This is a genomic window from Marinobacter sp. RI1 (assembly GCF_041155085.1).
GTDB classification, from domain to species: Bacteria; Pseudomonadota; Gammaproteobacteria; order Pseudomonadales; family Oleiphilaceae; genus Marinobacter; species Marinobacter nauticus.
The window spans coordinates 403,256-421,861 of the sequence record NZ_AP031605.1 but is presented as its reverse complement, the minus strand read 5'-3'; the positions used below and the strand labels follow the sequence as shown (position 1 = coordinate 421,861).

19 protein-coding genes are annotated in these 18,606 nt (G+C 57.4%); 14 read left to right on the top strand and 5 right to left on the bottom strand.

Annotated features, from left to right (window positions below):
• Positions 1-90: 90 nt before the first annotated feature.
• Together ACAM27_RS01895 and ACAM27_RS01890 are read left to right on the top strand one after the other, a co-directional pair.
• Positions 91-534, top strand: coding sequence for a DoxX family protein (locus ACAM27_RS01895; protein ID WP_222180458.1), 444 nt, complete (start codon positions 91-93; stop codon positions 532-534).
• Positions 535-551: 17 nt separating this feature from the next.
• Positions 552-1,352 (top strand): class III extradiol ring-cleavage dioxygenase, encoded by an 801-nt coding sequence (locus tag ACAM27_RS01890; RefSeq protein ID WP_369612449.1) that lies wholly within the window; start codon positions 552-554, stop codon positions 1,350-1,352.
• Position 1,353: 1 nt separating this feature from the next.
• Here the strand turns inward: ACAM27_RS01890 and ACAM27_RS01885 are convergent, their stop codons facing one another.
• Complete coding sequence (locus ACAM27_RS01885) at positions 1,354-2,664, bottom strand: NAD(P)/FAD-dependent oxidoreductase (RefSeq protein WP_114434381.1); 1,311 nt, start codon at positions 2,662-2,664, stop codon at positions 1,354-1,356.
• 248 nt (positions 2,665-2,912) lie between these two features.
• On the opposite strand from ACAM27_RS01885, the gene ACAM27_RS01880 reads away from it, so the two are divergent.
• The 3 genes from ACAM27_RS01880 to ACAM27_RS01870 all read left to right on the top strand — a co-directional run bounded on the left by ACAM27_RS01880 (position 2,913) and on the right by ACAM27_RS01870 (position 5,052).
• A complete protein-coding gene (locus ACAM27_RS01880) occupies positions 2,913-3,539 on the top strand; it encodes a YbhB/YbcL family Raf kinase inhibitor-like protein (RefSeq protein ID WP_121208084.1) in 627 nt (208 codons plus the stop codon).
• A gap of 133 nt (positions 3,540-3,672) precedes the next feature.
• Positions 3,673-4,524, top strand: a complete 852-nt coding sequence (locus ACAM27_RS01875) for a UDP-2,3-diacylglucosamine diphosphatase (RefSeq protein WP_369612448.1) — start codon at positions 3,673-3,675, stop codon at positions 4,522-4,524.
• Between the two features lie 78 nt (positions 4,525-4,602).
• Entirely contained in the window at positions 4,603-5,052 is a 450-nt protein-coding gene (locus ACAM27_RS01870; protein ID WP_023007844.1) for a DUF302 domain-containing protein, read from the top strand.
• Positions 5,053-5,055: 3 nt separating this feature from the next.
• Here ACAM27_RS01870 and ACAM27_RS01865 read toward each other — a convergent pair whose 3' ends face one another.
• On the bottom strand, positions 5,056-5,661 hold the full coding sequence (locus ACAM27_RS01865) for a TetR/AcrR family transcriptional regulator (protein WP_031209637.1): 606 nt from the start codon (positions 5,659-5,661) through the stop codon (positions 5,056-5,058).
• A gap of 118 nt (positions 5,662-5,779) precedes the next feature.
• Between ACAM27_RS01865 and ACAM27_RS01860 the strand changes: the two genes are divergently transcribed.
• Positions 5,780-6,334, top strand: coding sequence for a carboxymuconolactone decarboxylase family protein (locus ACAM27_RS01860; protein ID WP_014420122.1), 555 nt, complete (start codon positions 5,780-5,782; stop codon positions 6,332-6,334).
• Between the two features lie 12 nt (positions 6,335-6,346).
• Here the strand turns inward: ACAM27_RS01860 and ACAM27_RS01855 are convergent, their stop codons facing one another.
• Genes ACAM27_RS01855 through ACAM27_RS01845 form a run of 3 tightly spaced genes read right to left on the bottom strand, consistent with a single transcriptional unit; the run spans position 6,347 to position 7,932 of the window.
• The gene (locus tag ACAM27_RS01855; RefSeq protein WP_369612447.1) at positions 6,347-7,048 is read right to left on the bottom strand and encodes an HAD-IA family hydrolase; all 702 of its coding nucleotides are present in this window, start codon (positions 7,046-7,048) and stop codon (positions 6,347-6,349) included.
• A gap of 12 nt (positions 7,049-7,060) precedes the next feature.
• A complete protein-coding gene (locus ACAM27_RS01850) occupies positions 7,061-7,321 on the bottom strand; it encodes a zf-HC2 domain-containing protein (protein ID WP_014420124.1) in 261 nt (86 codons plus the stop codon).
• Positions 7,315-7,932: an RNA polymerase sigma factor gene (locus ACAM27_RS01845; RefSeq protein WP_041654439.1), complete on the bottom strand. Its 618-nt coding sequence runs from the start codon at positions 7,930-7,932 to the stop codon at positions 7,315-7,317. Before ACAM27_RS01845 ends, ACAM27_RS01850 begins: the two co-directional genes overlap by 7 nt.
• A gap of 249 nt (positions 7,933-8,181) precedes the next feature.
• Between ACAM27_RS01845 and ACAM27_RS01840 the strand changes: the two genes are divergently transcribed.
• The 8 genes from ACAM27_RS01840 to ACAM27_RS01805 all read left to right on the top strand — a co-directional run bounded on the left by ACAM27_RS01840 (position 8,182) and on the right by ACAM27_RS01805 (position 18,606).
• Positions 8,182-10,392 (top strand): FAD-dependent oxidoreductase, encoded by a 2,211-nt coding sequence (locus ACAM27_RS01840; RefSeq protein ID WP_222447468.1) that lies wholly within the window; start codon positions 8,182-8,184, stop codon positions 10,390-10,392.
• Positions 10,358-11,329 carry a radical SAM protein gene (locus ACAM27_RS01835; protein ID WP_222447469.1) on the top strand — a complete coding sequence of 324 codons (972 nt, stop codon included), beginning with the start codon at positions 10,358-10,360 and terminating at the stop codon, positions 11,327-11,329. The genes ACAM27_RS01840 and ACAM27_RS01835 overlap by 35 nt, the downstream gene beginning before the upstream one ends.
• Positions 11,330-11,360: 31 nt before the next feature.
• Positions 11,361-12,764: a sodium:solute symporter gene (locus ACAM27_RS01830; RefSeq protein ID WP_023007839.1), complete on the top strand. Its 1,404-nt coding sequence runs from the start codon at positions 11,361-11,363 to the stop codon at positions 12,762-12,764.
• Between the two features lie 21 nt (positions 12,765-12,785).
• Complete coding sequence (locus ACAM27_RS01825; RefSeq protein WP_023011980.1) at positions 12,786-13,742, top strand: metallophosphoesterase family protein; 957 nt, start codon at positions 12,786-12,788, stop codon at positions 13,740-13,742.
• Between the two features lie 149 nt (positions 13,743-13,891).
• Positions 13,892-14,407 carry a diaminobutyrate acetyltransferase gene (ectA, locus tag ACAM27_RS01820; protein WP_011783727.1) on the top strand — a complete coding sequence of 172 codons (516 nt, stop codon included), beginning with the start codon at positions 13,892-13,894 and terminating at the stop codon, positions 14,405-14,407.
• Positions 14,408-14,588: 181 nt separating this feature from the next.
• Positions 14,589-15,857, top strand: coding sequence for a diaminobutyrate--2-oxoglutarate transaminase (gene ectB, locus ACAM27_RS01815; RefSeq protein ID WP_014420132.1), 1,269 nt, complete (start codon positions 14,589-14,591; stop codon positions 15,855-15,857).
• Positions 15,858-15,907: 50 nt separating this feature from the next.
• Positions 15,908-17,365: an aspartate kinase gene (locus ACAM27_RS01810; RefSeq protein ID WP_011783729.1), complete on the top strand. Its 1,458-nt coding sequence runs from the start codon at positions 15,908-15,910 to the stop codon at positions 17,363-17,365.
• A gap of 248 nt (positions 17,366-17,613) precedes the next feature.
• Positions 17,614-18,606 carry an RNA polymerase sigma factor RpoD/SigA gene (locus ACAM27_RS01805; RefSeq protein WP_011783730.1) on the top strand — a complete coding sequence of 331 codons (993 nt, stop codon included), beginning with the start codon at positions 17,614-17,616 and terminating at the stop codon, positions 18,604-18,606.

The following is an 18,606-nucleotide window of genomic DNA, read 5'->3' as shown; positions in this document are numbered from 1 at the left end:
TCTTTGAAATTGGTGATAGTAAAGTGAGCCCATGGCCTGAGGCCAGGGCTTCGGGATAAACCAATCAGAGAAAGACTTAAGGTGACGAATATGAACGCTCAATTCACAAAGGCATTACTCCAATCCAATGGTGGCTTTGCCGCACTGGCACTGAGGGTTCCGGTGGGTCTGATCCTGGCCGCGCATGGTGCCCAGAAACTGTTCGGCTGGTTTGGCGGATACGGGCTGGAAGGTACCGGACAATGGCTGGCCAGTATTGGCCTGGAGCCAGGCTACCTGATGGCCTTGTTGGCAGGTGGTGCCGAATTCTTTGGCGGTCTGGCACTGGTGCTCGGGCTACTGACACGTCCGGCGGCGGTGGTTGCGGCTTTCACCATGTTGGTGGCCATTTTCGCGGTGCATATCGGTAATGGCTTGTTTATGGCCAATAATGGTTACGAGTATGCACTCACGCTGTTTGCCGCCACCGTCGCTCTGGCGATTCAGGGCGCAGGCCGGTTCTCTGTCGATAACCTGTTGCAGAAAGAAAGCTGAACCGGGGAGAGAACGCCATGAGCAAAGCGACCGATGTACTGTTTGTTTCCCACGGTGGCGGCCCCATGCCGCTGCTGGGAGATCCCGGGCACCAGGACATGGTGGACCGGTTAACAGAGCTAGCGGCTGGCCTGCGCAAACCCTCTGCGATACTTGTGATCAGTGCCCACTGGGAGGAGGCGATCCCGACCATTACCTCAGGTACTACGCCGTCGCTGATTTACGATTATTACGGTTTTCCTTCGGAAGCCTACAAGATCGAATACCCCTGCCCAGGTGAGCCGGTGCTGGCGCAGCAGGTCGCCCAGGCGCTGGATCAGGCTGGCATCCAGGCCCGCCTGGATGACCAGCGGGGCCTGGATCACGGCGCGTTTGTGCCGCTTAAACTGATGTATCCGGAGGCAAATATTCCCTGCATTCAGCTCTCACTGGTCAACACTCTGGACGCCAGTACGCACCTTGCGATTGGCCGGGCATTGCAGGCACTGGATTACGATCACCTGCTGGTGCTTGGCTCCGGCTTCTCGTTCCACAACATGCGGGCCTTCTTTGCTGCACAGACACCGGAAATCCAGGCCCGTAATCTGGCCTTTGAGGACTGGCTGGAACAGACCTGCGGCGACAGCTCCCTGTCGGAGCCGGAGCGGGCGAAGCGCCTGGCAGATTGGGAGCAAGCGCCCCATGCCCGGTTCTGTCACCCCCGGGAAGAGCACCTCCTGCCCTTGCACGTGTGCTATGGCCTCGCCAACAAAGCCTGCGACCGGCACATTGCCGCAACCATCCTCGGGAAACAGTCGGGGATGTTTTACTGGGGCTGAATCAGTGCAGCTTCAACCGTGGCTGCATGGCCCGACTGATCTTGTCCATCAGCCAGATCACGCCGGTTCGCAGGAAACCGTGCAAGGCTACCTGGTGCATTCGGTACAGCGACACGTAGAACAGCCTGGCCACTTTCCCTTCGATATACATACTGCGGCCGGACAGGTTACCCATCAGGTTGCCGACGGTGGTGTATTTGCTGAAGTTGATCAGTGAGCCATGGTCGTTGTACACGAAGGGAACGGCTTCTTTGCCTTCCAGCCGGTTGCAGAGGGTTTTGAACAGGGCATCGGCTTGCTGGTGTGCGGCCTGGGCACGTGGTGGCACCGGCCGGTCGGATTCCGGCTGCGGGCAGGCGGCGCAGTCACCAAACGCGAAGATATCCGCATCTTTGGTGGTTTTCAGGGTCTGTTCCACCAGCAGCTGATTGCCGCGATTGGTCTCCAGGCCGTCCAGTTCCGCCAGGAACGGCGGTGCTTTGATGCCAGCGGCCCAGATGGTCATTTCCGAGGGCAGTTCAGTGCCGTCCTTCATGATCAGACTGTTCTCGCGCACCTCGCTTACAGGTTGTCCGGTCAATACCTTGACCTTCTGGCGTTCCAGTTCCCGGGTGGCTGCGGCGGAAAGGCGCCCGGGCAGCGCAGGCAATATGCGGTCGGCCGCCTCGATCACGCTGATGGAAACATCGGAAGATTTGAGGTGGTTCATGCCGTAGATGGGCAATTCGCGGGATGCCAGCCTCAGTTCAGCGGCCAGTTCCACGCCCGTGGCTCCGGCACCAATGATGCTGATGTTCAGGGCATGGGGCTGGCCCTGAAGGGCTTCGTGGTTTTTGCGCAGGAAGGCGTTGAGCATCAGGTTATGAAAGCGGCGGGCCTGCTTCAGACTGTCCAGGAACAGGCAGTGGTCCTGTGCGCCGGGGGTGCCGAAGTCGTTCGCGGTGCTGCCAACGGCAATCACCAGGGTGTCGTAATGAAGGCGCCGTTCCGGCACTACTTCTTGGCCTTCTTCATCCCGGAACGGGGCAATCACGATCGCTTTATTGGCCCGGTCCAGACCGCTCATGCGGCCGAGCTGAAACTCGTAATGGTGCTTGCGGGCATGGGCGCGATAATTGATTTCGTTGGCGCTGGCATCCAGCGAGCCGGAGGCCACTTCATGCAGCAGGGGTTTCCACACATGGGTAAGACCGGCGTCGACCAGGGAAATACGGGCTTTGCCTTTTTTGCCAAGCTTGTTACCCAGACTGGTGACCAGTTCCAGGCCGCCGGCTCCGCCGCCGACCACGACTATGTGATGAAGGTTTTCCATAACGTTTCAGACCTTTAAGTGATGAGAGCCAAACGCTCTCGGATGAAAGCGCTTGGCTGTCGTCACTGGCCTGAATGTCTATGATTAGGGAGCTAATACAGGGGCGTATACTACCGCCGATGTTGGAGCGAGACAATTGAGCCCAAGTACCTATTGGCTCCATCGTTAGTATTGTCGGGCTGGACACAGAGCCGTTGGCACTGCTACAAACTTTTCATCCACTTGAAGAACAGACAGGAGAAAGCGACGTGAAACTGCAGGTTCGAGGTGTTGAGGAAGGCCAGCCGGTACCGGAAAAGTTTGCCTTCGGTGTGTTCAGTGAGCAGGACCACATGAGTTTTGGTCCCAACCGGAATCCAGAGCTGGTCTGGGACGGTGCACCGGAGGGCACCAAAAGCTTTGTGGTGATGATGTTTGACCCGGATGTGCCCAGCGTCGCCGACGACGTCAATCAGGAAGGCAAGACCGTACCGGCCGACCTGCCACGCGTCGATTTCTTCCATTGGTTGCTGGTGGATATTCCCGCTGGCACAAAGCGGATCCCGGAAGGTGAAGACAGCGATGGTGTCAGTCCCAAGGGCAAGGATTATGGACCTGGCCCGATTGGTGTCCGTGGTGTGAACAATTACACCCAGTTTCTGGCCGGCAATCCGGACATGGCCGGTACCTATGCCGGTTATGACGGCCCCTGCCCGCCCTGGAACGATGAAATCATCCATCACTACCACTTTGAAGTGCATGCTCTGGATGTAGACACCCTGGGCCTGGAGGGTGAATTTGACGGTAACGACGTGCGTCAGGCCATGGCCGGTCATGTGCTGGCCAGTGCCCGGGTAACCGGCACCTACACGCTTAATCCGGCCCTTCGCCAGTAGTTGCAGCCAGCGGAGCCGGCCACATCGGCTCCGCTTTCATCAAATTGTCTTGGTGCTGTCACCCCGGTGTCACCGGGTGTTGCCAAGGTGATATCAGGATCCTGAAAGCAGGCCTGTTCTCACCGGAGGCACCATGCGACAGTATCGAAGCGTATTCATATCCGACGTCCATCTGGGTACCGCCGATTGCCAGGCGGACTATCTGCTGGATTTCCTGAATAACATTCAGTGCCAGACCCTTTACCTGGTGGGCGACATCGTCGACCTGATTGCCATGCAGCGACGGGCTCATTTCCCCGACAGCCACCGGCAGGTTATCCACAAGCTGCTGGAGCTGGCCGCAACGGGAACCCGGGTGGTGTACATCCCGGGCAATCACGATGAATTTTTCCGGCGTTTCTGTGGCCAGACGTTTTCCGGCATCGAATTGCAGTACAAGGCCGTGCATACCACCGCCGACGACCGTCAGTTTCTGGTCTGCCATGGCGACCAGTTTGACCAGGTGGTGCGCTGCAGCCCTTTGATGCTGCTGGTCGGAGACCGCGCCCATGGGTTGTTGCTGCGTCTGAACCGCTGGTTCAACGCCCTGCGGCGATTACAGGGCAAGCCCTACTGGTCGTTGGCGGCCTGGATCAAAAGCCGGATTGGCAAGGCGAGAACCTTTATCCGCCGTTTCGAGTTGGCGGCGCTGACCGCGGCGGAAAAAGGCCACTATCACGGTTTTATCTGCGGCCATATCCACTCGGCGGGCTTCCTGCGCAGCGAAGAGGGGCTCTATTGTAATGATGGCGACTGGGTGGAACACTGCACCGCGCTGGTGGAGCGGGAAAACGGTCGGCTGGAACTGCTGCACTGGTCCGAATCGCCAGTGACCCTGAGTCACGAACCGGAGACGCCGAACCCGGAGCTGGCCGGCGACGCCCGGCCCGTGATTGATGCGTTACCGGCGGCGTTTCTGGAGCAAATCAACGGTCCCGCCCAGTAGCCTGTCGGCCACAGTTGGAGAACACGAGCCCGGTGAACTAACCTGCTGGTAGTATCTTAGCCAGAGCAGGAGCACGATATGTTCTTCCGAATAATTGCTTTTCTTTGCCTGATTGCCACCAGTGTATTGGCCAAGGCTGCCGATGGTTTGATCTGGCTGGAAAGTCCCCATTCCCCAAAGCAGACCATGGACAAGCTTGAAGCCATTGTTAAGGAGAAGGGTCTGAAGGTGTTTGCACGCATTGATCACGCGCAAGGGGCAGAGGGTGTTGGCGAGTCCCTTAGGCCAACCGAACTCCTGATTTTCGGTAATCCCAAAGGCGGTACTCCCCTGATGCAGTGCGCCCAGACCGCCGGGATCGATCTGCCGCTGAAGGCATTGGTCTGGGAAGATGAAGATGGCAAGGTGTGGCTGGGTTACAACGATCCGCAATACTTGGCGGAGAGACACGGTGTGCCCGATTGTGTGGTAGTGAATAACCTGCTGGATGCCCTGGCGGGCATGATCGAGCAGGTCATTGAGCGCTAGTGTCTAATTTCTGACCCGATACGCGTCCAGAATGGCAGCCATATCTTGGCCCAAGTGTTCCAATTCTATGGCTGACAGGTCTCGCTCGGCCATGGAACGCAGCCCCATGATCTGCCCTTGAATCAGTCGCGCCAGTCGGCGGCAGTTGGTTGCAGGTGCCAGCTCGCCCTGCTTCCTCGCGGTTTTCAGTAGCTCCGTGAATGCATCTTCAATGGCAGCCAGCACGGTTTTTGCCTCCTGATGGAGCGCGGTGTTGGTGTTGCTGGATTCAAGCAATGTTTTCACAATCAGACAGGCCCTCGCGGGCGCGCAGCCTGGATCAGAGCAGTTTCTGGCAATCTTGACCAGAAAAGCCTGCAGGCCATCCAGCACGTTGTCGTAGCCTGCCATATGCCCGGCCAAGTCTTCGCCACTCTGCTCTGCATACCGTGCCAGAACTTCTGAGAACAGCCCGTCCTTGCTGCCGAACGTGGCGTAGATGCTGCCAGGACGCATATCGAGCGCTTGCTCAATCTGCTTCATGGAGCTGCCATGATAGCCCTTATGCCAAAACAGCCCGACAGCTTGAGTGAGCGCGGTTTCCCGATCATAGCTTGGAGGTCTGGGCATTGTTTTCACCACTGGATCGATCGTTGAATAGTTTCTGAATTATAACTTGAGCAATTGCTCAGAAATAGTTACGGTTCTATTTTTGAGCGATCATTCATTTATAGTTGGAGACGTGGAAATGACCGATTTCACCATACACACCCCTGATACTGCTCCGGAGTCCGCAAAACCTCTGCTGGAAGTTTCCCGCAAAAGCTTTGGCCGTATTCCAGGCCTGCATGCGGTTATGGCGGAAGCACCAGGTGTGCTTGAGGCATACCAGAAGCTGCACGAGTTGGTGTTGGCCAGCAGTTTTGATAATGAGGAAAAAACCGTGGTGTGGCAGACCATCAATGTGGAGAATGCCTGTCACTACTGCGTACCCGCCCATACGGGTATTGCTAAGGCGATGAAGGTTTCCGATGAAATTATTGACGCCTTGCGGGATGAAACACCGTTGCCAAACCACAGGCTGGAGGCGCTGCGGACCTTTACCCTGGCCGTCATGCGCGAGCGTGGGTACGTGACCGAGGATGACCTGAGTGCGTTCTTCGCTGCAGGTTACGAACAGCGCCATGTCCTTGAAGTCATCATGGTTCTGTCTCAAAAAGTCATCAGCAACTATGTCAATCACATCGCGGAAACCCCGGTTGATGAGCCCTTCAGAAAGTATGCCTGGAGCAAAAAAGCCTGACCGGCGTGGATGTTACTTGGCGGCCAGCAGGTGACCTGATAGCTGATCCACGAGCGTGACAAGGCTGTTGGATTGAATGCAGGGGGCTGGCATGGCGGGATGGAACAAGGCGTCCTGGCGCTGAATCCAGCCAGTCAGCAGCCCCGCATTCCGGGCCCCGGACGTATCCCAGGCATGGGCTGCAATCATGGCGGATTGTTCCGGGGCGCCGTCCACTTGGCTTATTGCACTTTCATAGGCAGATCTTGCAGGTTTCCATCGTCTGAAGGTGTCGATTGAAACCACGTGATCCACCAGGTTAATCAGGCCATTTCTGGCAATCAGTGATCGGGTATTCTGTTCTGAGCCGTTGGTAAAGAACAGCACATCCACGCCGCGTTCTTTTGCCAGTCCCAACGCGTCCTCAACGTCCGGATGAGCGTCCAGCTGCCCAAAAACCGGCAAGATGCGATCGATGATGGTGTCGGCGTGTTTCGTTTCGTTGACGCCACCGACCGTGTGCAGCAAAACCTCCAAGGTGCCCCGGGCCATATCGACGAACGGGACGTAACAATCCGTTGCCGAGCTGGCAAAGGCATCTCGGAGCAGTTGAGCAAAAAACAGATCTTTGGTGTGCGTCGGCAGTACCTCAGCGCTTAGGGCCCGTGTCAGCGCGTTCAGCGAGAAAATCGTTTCAATGACGTCAAAGACAAGCACTGGTTTGCGTTTGCACATACTGGCTCCTCGTCAGTCGGCATCTGTTTTTTTGCTTCTGCGGACGCTAAGGGCTTCGGCTACCCGCTCATCAATCTTGCGGAGAAACGCCTCCTCGGTTCGTGCCGAGGCGTGGGCACCCAGCAACTCATTGCTGGCGCGCAGGTTACCGATAAAGGTTCGGCAGTGTTTGCACATCATCAAATGTGTTTTCACCGACAGATTACGCCGGGTATCCAGTTCGCCGTCGATGTAGTCACTGGCGATCCTGGCCAGCTCGCTGCATTTCAGCATTCGCCGGTCTCCTGGAAGGTTTCTACCATCAGAAAGATCTTCTGCCTGGCACGATGTAACAACACCCGAAGATTGGACGCGCTGACCCCGAGAATGTTACAGAGATCGTCTGATTTGTGTTGGTGCGCCTCGTAGAGAATCAGGGCGGATCGTTGGGTTTCCGGCAACGCAGAGAGATGTTTGTCCAGGCACTGGTTAAGAGCGCCATTTTCCATCAGCGTATCGGCAGATTCATGAAACTTCAGCCTGGGGGGTAATTGCCAGTGGCCTCTGGCGTTGAAGCGTTCCGCCAGATCAGGCTCCAGGCTGTCTGAGTCGTCGAGAGGGACTTCCCGTTTACTTGCCCGCAGCCGATTCTTGCAACGGTTGGCGACAATGCGGTGCAACCAGGTTTTTAGCCCCGAACGGCCCTCAAATTTCTGAATGGCATCGATTACGGCGACCCAGCAGTCCTGCACGACGTCTTCGGCGGCCGCCTCATCAAGGTAAAACCTGGCGACCGCGAGCATACCGGGCGTGAAGCTGCGCACAGCTTCCTGAAAGGCGAGGTTGTCTCCGTCACGCAGCCTGCATACTAGCGCCTGCTCGTGTGGAGGGGCTGTGTGAGTCATGGTTATTCTCTTTCGTGAGCGGTTGTTCAAGAATAGCGGCAAGGCGCCCGATGTGTCGAGAAGTTTCCCTGACTGTATGCACTAACAACGTGTGACTGAATTGTTAAACAATCGTGTGAATTTGATGACATCTGGCAGGGCACGATGACGTAAAACCCAATAGGCATGTTTAAAAGGTGGGCGAGGTGTAACAGGTGTAGAGTTGATGTGTCTCAAAGGTAAACGACAAGTGTTTAAAGGGTTTCTTTCATGACATTGAAAAAGTGGATTCTTGTTTTCGCCATTGCGATTGTTGTGATCGGCTTTATCGCAGCTGGCGGAAATGAACTTCTGACACTGGAAAACCTGAAGAGGCATCAGCAGAGTCTTGGCGACTGGATTGATTCGAATCTACTGATTGCGCTTTCCGCTTTTGTGGTGGTTTATGTACTGGTTACCGCATTGTCTTTGCCGGGGGCAACGGTCATGACTCTGGCAGGAGGGGCTTTCTTCGGAAACCTGTACGGATTTGCTGCGGTGTCTTTAGCCTCGACCGTTGGAGCCTCTTTGGCGTTCCTGGCTGCTCGTTTCCTGGTGCGGGATTCGTTGCGCAAACGTTACGGAGACACAGTGGCGAAAATGGACCGTGGCATCGAAAAAGATGGTGCCTTCTACTTGGCCACCCTGCGGCTTGTACCGGTGTTCCCTTTTTTCCTGATCAACCTGGCCATGGGCCTGACCGCCATGAAGCTGCGCACCTATGCCGTGGTGAGCTGGGTTGCCATGTTGCCTGGCACTTTTGTGTACGTAAACGCAGGCACTCAATTGGGTCAGATTGAGTCCACCGGTGACATTGTCTCGGCTGACCTGCTGCTGTCCTTTGCATTGTTGGGTCTCTTTCCCTTGATTGCCAAGTTTGTGGTGGGCTTTATCCGCCGCCGCAAGGTGTACGCCGGCTGGCAGAAGCCCGAGCGTTTCGACTACAACCTGCTGGTTATTGGCGGTGGTTCCGGCGGTCTGGTTTCCGCCTATATTGCGGCGGCGGTGAAAGCGAAGGTTGCCCTGATAGAAAAACACAAGATGGGCGGCGATTGCCTCAACACCGGATGTGTCCCCTCCAAAGCCCTGATTCGCAGCGCCAGGGCGGCGGATACGCTGCGCCATGCCAATCGGTACGGGCTGGAATCGGTGCCGGTCAAAGGCTCATTCAACAACATCATGAACCGCGTCAGGGAGGTGATTGCGAAAGTTGAGCCCCACGATTCTCCCGAGCGTTACCGAAAACTGGGTGTGGACTGCATTGCTGGTGAAGCCAGCTTTGTGTCGCCCTGGGAACTGGAAGTAAGGCACAACGATGGCCGCACCGAGCGCCTCACCGCCCGCAGCATCGTCGTTGCCACCGGTGGCAAGCCGGCGGTACCTCCAATTCCTGGTCTGGAAGACATGGAGCCGCTGACCTCGGACAACCTGTGGCAGCTGGAGGAGCTACCCGAGCGGCTGCTGGTGCTCGGTGGTGGCCCGATTGGCTCGGAACTGGCTCATGCGTTTGCGCGGTTGGGTAGTCAGGTGACGCAGGTGGAAATGGGTGAGCGCCTGCTGGCGAAAGAGGATGCCGATGTCTCTGAACTGGTGCTGAAGCAGTTTCGGGCAGACGGCGTGGACGTTCGGTTGAAACATTCTGCCGCCGAGTTTCGTATAGAGGAAGGAGAGAAGGTTGCCTACTGTAAGCATGAAGGTGAGCGGGTACGTATTCCTTTCGATCAGGTTCTCGTGGCGGTTGGCCGCGCAGCCAACACCGCCGGCCTGAATCTGGAGCGTATTGGTGTGGAAACCCTGCCAAACGGAACGGTACCGGTGGAAGAGGACATGAGCCTGAGGTACCCGAATGTATTTGCCTGTGGCGATGTGGCCGGCCCGTACCAGTTCACTCACGCTGCGGCCCACCAGGCCTGGTACGCCGCCGTTAACGGTCTGTTCGGGCAGTTCAGGCGCTTCAAGGTGGATTACCGGGTAATGCCCTGGGTCACCTTTACCTCGCCGGAAGTGGCCAGGGTTGGGTTGAGTGAGACTGAGGCTAAGGAAAAGCGTGTGGCCTACGAGGTTACTCGTTACGGCCTGGATGATCTGGACCGGGCCATTGCTGAAAGCGAGGACCATGGCTTTATCAAGGTGCTGACACCGCCGGGCAAAGACAAGATTCTTGGCGCTGTGGTGGTGGGCACGCACGCCGGGGAAATCCTGGCCGAGTTCACCCTGGCGATGAAACACGGTCTGGGCCTGAACAAGATCCTGGGCACCATTCACCCCTACCCGACCTGGAATGAGTCGGCCAAGTACGCGGCCGGTGAATGGAAGCGCTCTCATGCCCCTGAAGGCATTCTGAAGCTGCTGGAGAAGCTCCATGGCTGGCGCCGTGGGAAAAAGACGACTACACCAAGGAGCCACTATGCCCCTGACCAAAACCCGACCGGCCCGCGCTAAACGCATTCCGGCCGTGGAAGTTCTGGAACCCCGGGCCCGTGATAGCTGGACCCACACCAGTAACGGTGATTCCCGGGGATACATCGATGCCGACAGGCTAAAAGAGCTGTGGATCCACACCGGTACCGCCTGCAACCTGGCCTGCCCGTTTTGCCTGGAGGGTTCCCATCCCGGTGATGGCCGCATCCCGGGCATGAAGCTCATTGACGTGAAACCGTTTATCCACGAAGCCATTGACATGGGCGTGGAGCAGTTTTCCTTCACCGGTGGTGAGCCCTTCGTGATCCGGGATTTCGTCAATATCCTGGACTACGCGAGCCAGTACCGCCCCTGCTTTGTGCTCACCAACGCCACTGAGCCGCTGCACAAGCGCCAGCACCAGGTGCTGCCCTTATTGGATAATCCCTATCCGATCCACTTCCGTGTAAGCCTGGATTTTCCCGACCGCGCCCGGCATGACAAGGACCGCGGCGAGGGCAGCTTTGATGAGGCCTTGCAGGGCATCCGTTGGTTGATCGAACAGGGTTTCAAGGTATCCATTGCCCGCCAGACCGATCCGAAGGAAATTCCGGCTGATGTCGAAGCCGCGTTCCGTGGGATCTTCCGGGAATGGGGCATTCCGGAGAACCTCGCGTTCACCGCGTTTCCGGACCTGGGCACGCCTGGTTCGGAAGATGGCAGTCCGGAGATCACCGAGACCTGCATGGAGAAGTATCCGACGAAGGAATCCCGGTCGCACTTTATGTGCACCTATACGCGGATGCTGGTGAAGAAGGGCGAGCAGGTGCGGGTGTATGCCTGCACGCTGGTGGACGATGATCCGCAGTATGACCTTGGCGGTACGCTGGCGGAGAGTATGGACGAGCGGATCATGTTGCGGCATCACCGGTGTTTCTCGTGCTACCGCTTTGGGGCGAGTTGTTCGGCGCCTGTGTAGATTCGTTAAACCGTAAACCAGGAACACGACAATGAATTTTACCGAAGCATCCCTGTTCTGGGGATTCCTGCTGGTCTACGGCGTGGTTATGTATGCGCTGTCGCCCAAGAGCAAGAACGCAAACTCTTTTTATAAGGGCGCCGATGATCAGGGCAACCCGGTGGGTCAGTGGTCGCTGACGGCGAGTATTTTTATCAGCTGGATCTTTGCCAAGTCGGTGACTAATGCGGCGAATCTGGGGGCGGCTTATGGTGTGGTGGGCGGTCTGGCTTATGCCAGTTACTGGCTGTCCATCCCGGTGGCAGGCTATGTGATTTACCTGATCCGGACCCAGACCGGGGCCCGGAGTCTGCAGGATTTTCTGACCTCGCGTTTCGGGCGGCTGGCCAGTCTGGCGTTTGCCGCGGCGGTTCTTATCCGGCTCTATAACGAGGTCTGGAGTAACACCGCAGTGGTGGGCGGTTACTTCGGATTGCCCGGCGAGTGGGAGTATTACGCGGCGGCGATGCTGTTTACGGTGTTTACCCTGGCTTACAGTCTGAAGGGCGGTCTCCGGTCCTCGATCTTCACCGATGTGATTCAGGCCTTCGTGTTTGTGTTCTTTGTGGGGGCGGTATTGTTCCTGATCATCCCTGCCAACGACACCAGCGCCCTGTTGACTAATGGTGAGTTCCGGCTCAATGCTGGTTTCGACTTGCTGTTGGTGGCTCTGTTGCAACTTTTCAGTTATCCATTCCACGATCCGGTGCTGACTGACCGGGGCTTTGTGAACAAGGAAAAGACCATGCTCAAGAGCTTTGTGGTCGCCGGATTGTTGGGCTTTGTGGCGGTGTTTATTTTCAGTCTGGTGGGCGTTCACGCCCGGCTTAACGGCATTGAGGCCATGGGTAACGCGCCCGCAGCAGTGGGCCAGTCCCTGGGGCTGGCGGCGTTGTTCTTCATGAGCGTGGTGATGATGACCTCGGCCGGTTCCACTCTCGATTCCACCTTTACCTCGCTGGCCAAGTCCCTTGCGGTGGATCTGCCTCGCCTGGCGCGGCGTGCGTCGGACAAGCTGCCGAGCATGAGGGTGGGGGCCGTGGTGATGGTGATTTTTGCCTTCCTGGGTAACCTGCCCATGTTCGCCGGCACTGACATCCTCAAGGCGACCACCATCTCGGGCACTATGGTCATGGGGCTGGCGCCGGTTTTTCTTTTCTATGGCTTTACCCAGTGGTCGCCCTGGAGCTTCCATCTCAGCTTCTGGACCGGGCTCGGTCTTGGTGTTCTGTTGGCGGTGGGCCTCATCCCATCAAGCTGGGCGATTGGTGACGGTGCCTATGCGATGTTGCTGGGCGTGAATGCTTACGGTTTCCTGATCTGTACGGTGTGTTTCTTCCTGCCCTTGCTGTTAAAGCGTCTGGCTGGAAAGTCGGTGGCCGCCGAAGGTGCCTGACCAGAACGGAGGGGCCAGATCATGGCTGATACAGAAGGGCGCAGCTGCCCGCTGGCATACCGCTACACGCCAGAGTCTCTTTGCAGAGAGCCGGCGCAGGTTTCTGAGGATGTGCTGTACATCGTCGGTGGTCTTTACGGCAATGCCTTCGCCCTTGATGAAATCGAGGCCATGGTGCGCGCAGAGGAGCGCCACGGCCACCGGGTGAAGCTGGTCTTCAATGGCGATTTCAACTGGTTTAACGCTGACGACACTTTGTTCCGGGAGATCAACAGCCGGATCCTGGACCACACAGCGATTCTCGGCAACGTGGATTATGAGCTCTCGATTCCCAACGCCGGCGCCGGCTGTGGCTGCGCGTACCCGGAGTATGTGGATCAGGGAGTGGTGGAGCGGTCCAATCAGATGATGGGGCGGCTGCAGGTGGTGGCGGACCGACACCCCGATATTCAAAAGAAACTCTCATTATTGCCACGATACCGTTGCATGATATTTGGAGGCCTAAAGGTTTTGGTCGTGCATGGTGATCCGGAGTCTCTGGCCGGGTGGGGGCTGGCTCACGAATCTATTGCCTCGGGCGGCGAGGAAAAGCTGGCGTACTGGTTTCGTGCCACCGGTGCCGACCTGATCGCTTGCGCCCATACCTGTCTGCCGGTGATCTGGTCCGGTAAAGTGGATGAAAAACAACGGATCGTGGCCAATAACGGTGCGGCCGGCATGGGTAATCTGCGTGCCGACTCCCGGGGGCTCGTTACCCGCATTGGCTTTACAAGCCCTTTTATGGAGCCGTTGGCGGCAATTGCGCGGCCCGGTCTGCATGTTTCCCTGATGCCGGTCGCTTACGATATCGATGCCTGGCTGGCTCAGTTTGACAGGCTTTGGCCCGAAGGGTCTCCTGCCGCTGTGTCCTATCGAAGACGCCTGACTGACGGCACCCATCTTGTGCCGGAGGGCATTATTTTTCCCTCTTTCCGGTAACCAATTTGTCACTGGCAAATGCTTCAATCCGGTCTATTCTGAAACTATCAGGCTCGGGCCGTGTTGAGTGGCTGGCCGGGGTCGACTTGAAATATATTTTGTGGTCTATATAATTCAACACTAACTTTTGGCAGCGAATTGATCACGTTATGACATCAGAAGGATCGAATACCACCGCCATCACCCTGCGTAAACCGACAAAGGATGATGGCTACAGGCTTCACCAGCTGGTTGCGGAATGCCCACCGCTGGACCCCAACTCGATTTACTGCAACCTGTTGCAGTGCAGCCACTTTGCCGAGACCGGCGTGGCCGCGGAGAAGGAAGGCGATCTGGTCGGCTTTATCTCCGGATACATCCCTCCCCAACAGCCTGAGACCGTGTTTGTCTGGCAGGTGGCGGTTCACGAGAAAGGTCGTGGACAGGGCCTCGCCAAGCGGATGCTGAAGGAAATCGTTGGCCGGGACGCGTGCAGCAATGTCACGCACCTGGAAACCACGATTACCGAAGACAACGAGGCCTCCTGGGCGCTGTTCCGCTCTTTCGCCCGTGATCTGGGAGCCGAGCTCACCTACCACGAGCATTTCGAGAAAGAGACCCATTTTGGCGGCAAGCACGATTCCGAATTCCTGCTGCGCATCGGGCCTTTCACGAACCCTGTCTGAGAGCCTGTGTTAACGCCTTCAGGCGTGAACCACTGACGAGATTGTAGTAGCCGGCAGGCCGCCCGGGGTGGGCCTGCCATGCGGCTTAAAGCAACGCTCGGCGGGTCTGTTGCGACCGACACGTTTTACCGACAGGCTCCCGCGCATTTACCTCGAACCTGACATGCTAAGAGGCAAGACAATGGAAATTTTCAAGTCTACTGAATCTGAAGTTCGCGTTTATTCCCGTGCTTTTCCGGTGATTTTCAACCGCGCCAAGAACGCGCATCTGTACACCGAAGATGGCAAGGAATACCTGGACTTTCTGGCCGGTGCCGGTTCCCTGAACTACGGCCACAATAACGACATCCTGAAGAAAGCGCTGCTTGAGTACATTGAAGCGGACGGCGTGAGCCAGGGCCTGGACCTGTTCACCACCGCCAAGCACGACTTCATGGAATCGTACAAAAAGCACATCCTCGATCCCCGTGGTCTGGACTACAAGATGCAGTTCACCGGTCCCACCGGTACCAACTGTGTGGAAGCGGCCATGAAGCTGGCCCGTAAGGTGAAAGGCCGTACCAACATCATTTCCTTCACCAACGGTTTTCACGGTGTCACTACCGGTGCGGTAGCAGCCACTGGTAACGAGCATCACCGTGGTGGCGTAGGTATTCCCCTGGGGCATGTCGACTTCATGTTCTACGACGGCTACCTGGGCGAAGACGTTGATACCCTGGCTATCATGGACAAGGTGCTGTCAGACAGCTCTTCCGGCGTTGAGCTGCCGGCTGCCGTCATTGTTGAAGCCGTGCAGGGCGAAGGTGGCCTGAACGCCGCCCGTGCCGAGTGGCTCAAAGGTCTGTCCGAGCTGTGCCAGAAGCACGATATTCTGCTGATTGTGGATGATATCCAGGCGGGCAACGGCCGTACCGGCGAGTTCTTCAGCTTTGAGTTCGCCGGCATCAAGCCGGACATTGTGACCGTGTCCAAGTCCCTGAGCGGCTATGGTCTGCCGATGGCACTGGTACTGTTCAAGCCGGAACTGGACGTGTGGGAATCCGGTGAGCACAACGGTACCTTCCGTGGTAACAACATGGCGTTTGTCACTGCCCGTGCCGCCATTGAAACCTACTGGAAGGACGACACCTTTGCCAACGAAGTGAAGGCCAAGACCAAGGTGCTGGGTGATGCCCTGCAGGCCATCTGCGACAAGTACCCGGGTGAGTTCAAGATGAAAGGCCGGGGCCTGATGCGCGGCATCGAGGCCAAGCATGCAGATCTGACCGGGCCGATCACCAAGCGTGCTTTCGAGCACGGTCTGATCATCGAGACCAGTGGCCCGAACGATGAGGTGATCAAGTGCCTGATGCCGCTGACCACCAGCGAAGATGATCTGCGCCTGGGTGTGAAAATCCTGGCCGAGAGTGTCGATGAGATCATGCAGGAAGGTGTTAGCGAGGCGTCGTAAGACGCCCGCCATCCCACACTTACATTCCGCAGGATAGCAAAGGCAACGACATGACAACGGCACAACATACCGTCGAGAAAATCGGCGGTACTTCTATGAGTAACTATGAGGCCGTGCGCGACAATATCATTATTGGTAAGCGCAAGAAGAGCGACCTCTACCAGCGGATTTTTGTGGTCTCTGCCTACGGTGGCGTGACCAATGAACTGCTGGAGCACAAGAAAACCGGCGAGCCGGGGGTCTATGCCCTGTTTGCCGATGCCGAATCCGACTGGGCCTGGGGCGACGACCTTACCAAGCTGATTCAACTGCTGACGGACATCAACGGTGAGCTGTTTGCCGATCCGATGCTCAAGCAGCAGGCGGACCAGTTCATTACTGATCGCATTGAAGGTGTTCGGGGCTGCCTGATCGACCTGCAGCGCCTGTGTTCCTATGGCCAGTTCCAGCTTGAAGAGCATCTGCTTACCGTGCGGGAGATGCTGGCGGGGATTGGCGAGGCCCACAGTGCTTTCAATACCGCCCTGAAGCTGCAGCAGGAAGGTATTAACGCCCGCTTTGTCGATCTCACCGGCTGGCGCGACAGTGAATTGCTGCCGCTGGATGAAAAGCTCAAGCAGGCCTTCGATGCCATCGACCTGAGCCGGGAACTGCCAATCGTGACCGGTTATGCCCAGTGCAAGGAAGGTCTGATGCGTACCTTCGACCGGGGCTACAGTGAGATGACGTTCAGCCGCACGGCGGTGATCACCAACGCCCGGGAAGCGATCATCCATAAGGAATACCATCTGAGCTCTGCCGATCCGAACATTGTTGGCGAAGACAAGGTGGTTCCGTTAGGGCGTACCAACTACGACGTCGCCGACCAGTTGGCCAACCTGGGGATGGAAGCGATTCACCCCCGTGCGGGTAAAGGTCTGCGCCAGAACGAGATTCCGCTGCGGGTGATGAACACCTTCGAGCCGGAGCACACTGGTACGCTGATCACTGGCGACTACGTCAGTGAAAAACCCCAGGTGGAGATCGTGGCAGGTGCCAAAGGCGTATTTGCCATTGAGGTGTTCGACCAGGACATGCAGGGCGAGCCGGGTTCCGACCGCCGTATCCTGGATGTACTGAGCCGTTTTAAAGTGCGGTTCATGTCCAAGGACACCAATGCCAATACCATTACCCACTACGTGGATACCACGCTCAAGCACGTGAAGCGGGTGGTCAAGGCACTGGAGGAAGAGTTCCCCAATGCCGAAATCAGTACCCGCAAAGTGGCCCTGGTGTCTGCCATTGGCAGTGATATGAAGGTGCCGGGCATTCTTGCCCGTTCGGTAAAATCACTGGCTGATAATGACATCAGCGTGCTGGCGATCCACCAGTGCATGCGCCAGGTGGATATCCAGTTCGTGGTTGATGAAGACAAATACGACCAGGCGATTGTGGCCCTGCACGGGGCGCTGATTGAACCCCATAACCACGAATATGCCATCGTGGCGGCATCAACCACCGCCGGCTAGGAATTATCCACAGGCGGAACCGGTCGCTTCGTCTGTGGGTAATGGAGGAGTCTTGCCTCCAGATCGGGCGCCCGGTCGGCCGTCTCACAACCTGTGAGGTTTCATGGCCGGGCGTGACCGATCCCTCCCCCACTCATCCTCATTCCTGTATTCCTGTATTCCTGTATTTCGGTTTTCCCCTCGTTGCTGGGGAATCCATGCCTGCCTGATCTGCGTATTCTCAATAAATATCAAACGGGTACCGAGCCATGCAGATACAGAGCCGGCCGGGACCGCTTCCGACGCTGCCCAACGATGGTGAAAGGGATTCCCTGGTCGGGTTGTATTTCAGGGATGCGTCCCGGCATGACCTCCTCAGCGAAACCGATGAACGGCGTCTGGCCAGAAAGCTGATCCGGTCGCTACGGGTGATTCACACCGAGCTGGCATTACCCGAGGACACCCCACAAACCTTGCGGGATGTGGTGGGTAGCCTCGGGGATGCCTGTGCCTTTTCGGCCCGCTGTCGCCGGGCTTACCACCTTGCCCTGGCCTGCCGTCACCGCCTGATTCAGAGCAATCTGAGGCTGGCGGTACATATCGCCCGCCGCTACGGCCATCACGGCATTGCCATGTCGGACCTGATCCAGGACGCCAACGTGGGGCTTATCAAGGCCGTAGAGCGCTACGACCCCGGCAAGGGCTTCCGGTTTTCCACCTACGCTTACTGGTGGATCAGCGAGGAAGTGCGCCGCTGCCTGCAGCGGGGCGTGCGTGTGGTACATACGCCGGAAAACGTGGTGGAGGAGATCCGCCAGTTGCAGAAGGTATCCATGCGTTTGCATCAATCCCTCGGCCGGGAGCCCACCCAGTCCGAGCTGGCCCGGGAAATGGAGGCCACACCCTCCAGGATTGGCGAACTGAGAGCCCTGGCGGCCCGGGAAGTCTCAACGGATGTACCACTGGTCGAAGATGGATCGGTGACCCTGGCTGACAGTCTTGATGCGGGTGCCGATACCCGCCCGGACCAGCCGTTTCGGGCGCGGGACCGGATGATTCGGCTGGAGCGCATGATGGGGGCATTGTCGGACCGGGAGCGGGATATCCTGACCCGGCGTTACGGGCTTGGCTTGATTGAACCGGAGACCCTGCAAACGATTTCGGAACAGCTGGGTCTCAGCCGGGAGCGTGTGCGACAGATCGAGAAAGGCGCTTTGAGAAAGCTGCAGACCCTGTTTGGAACCGATCCTGACGGTGCCTGA

Excerpts from the sequence above, each read along its gene's own strand:
- ACAM27_RS01895 (WP_222180458.1), top strand. The coding sequence starts at position 91 with ATGAACGCTCAATTCACAAAGGCATTACTCCAATCCAATGGTGGCTTT.
- ACAM27_RS01890 (WP_369612449.1), top strand. The coding sequence starts at position 552 with ATGAGCAAAGCGACCGATGTACTGTTTGTTTCCCACGGTGGCGGCCCC.
- ACAM27_RS01885 (WP_114434381.1), bottom strand. The coding sequence starts at position 2,664 with ATGGAAAACCTTCATCACATAGTCGTGGTCGGCGGCGGAGCCGGCGGC.
- ACAM27_RS01875 (WP_369612448.1), top strand. The coding sequence starts at position 3,673 with ATGCGACAGTATCGAAGCGTATTCATATCCGACGTCCATCTGGGTACC.
- ACAM27_RS01870 (WP_023007844.1), top strand. The coding sequence starts at position 4,603 with ATGTTCTTCCGAATAATTGCTTTTCTTTGCCTGATTGCCACCAGTGTA.
- ACAM27_RS01865 (WP_031209637.1), bottom strand. The coding sequence starts at position 5,661 with ATGCCCAGACCTCCAAGCTATGATCGGGAAACCGCGCTCACTCAAGCT.
- ACAM27_RS01860 (WP_014420122.1), top strand. The coding sequence starts at position 5,780 with ATGACCGATTTCACCATACACACCCCTGATACTGCTCCGGAGTCCGCA.
- ACAM27_RS01855 (WP_369612447.1), bottom strand. The coding sequence starts at position 7,048 with ATGTGCAAACGCAAACCAGTGCTTGTCTTTGACGTCATTGAAACGATT.
- ACAM27_RS01850 (WP_014420124.1), bottom strand. The coding sequence starts at position 7,321 with ATGCTGAAATGCAGCGAGCTGGCCAGGATCGCCAGTGACTACATCGAC.
- ACAM27_RS01845 (WP_041654439.1), bottom strand. The coding sequence starts at position 7,932 with ATGACTCACACAGCCCCTCCACACGAGCAGGCGCTAGTATGCAGGCTG.
- ACAM27_RS01840 (WP_222447468.1), top strand. The coding sequence starts at position 8,182 with ATGACATTGAAAAAGTGGATTCTTGTTTTCGCCATTGCGATTGTTGTG.
- ACAM27_RS01835 (WP_222447469.1), top strand. The coding sequence starts at position 10,358 with ATGCCCCTGACCAAAACCCGACCGGCCCGCGCTAAACGCATTCCGGCC.
- ACAM27_RS01830 (WP_023007839.1), top strand. The coding sequence starts at position 11,361 with ATGAATTTTACCGAAGCATCCCTGTTCTGGGGATTCCTGCTGGTCTAC.
- ACAM27_RS01825 (WP_023011980.1), top strand. The coding sequence starts at position 12,786 with ATGGCTGATACAGAAGGGCGCAGCTGCCCGCTGGCATACCGCTACACG.
- ectA (WP_011783727.1), top strand. The coding sequence starts at position 13,892 with ATGACATCAGAAGGATCGAATACCACCGCCATCACCCTGCGTAAACCG.
- ectB (WP_014420132.1), top strand. The coding sequence starts at position 14,589 with ATGGAAATTTTCAAGTCTACTGAATCTGAAGTTCGCGTTTATTCCCGT.
- ACAM27_RS01810 (WP_011783729.1), top strand. The coding sequence starts at position 15,908 with ATGACAACGGCACAACATACCGTCGAGAAAATCGGCGGTACTTCTATG.
- ACAM27_RS01805 (WP_011783730.1), top strand. The coding sequence starts at position 17,614 with ATGCAGATACAGAGCCGGCCGGGACCGCTTCCGACGCTGCCCAACGAT.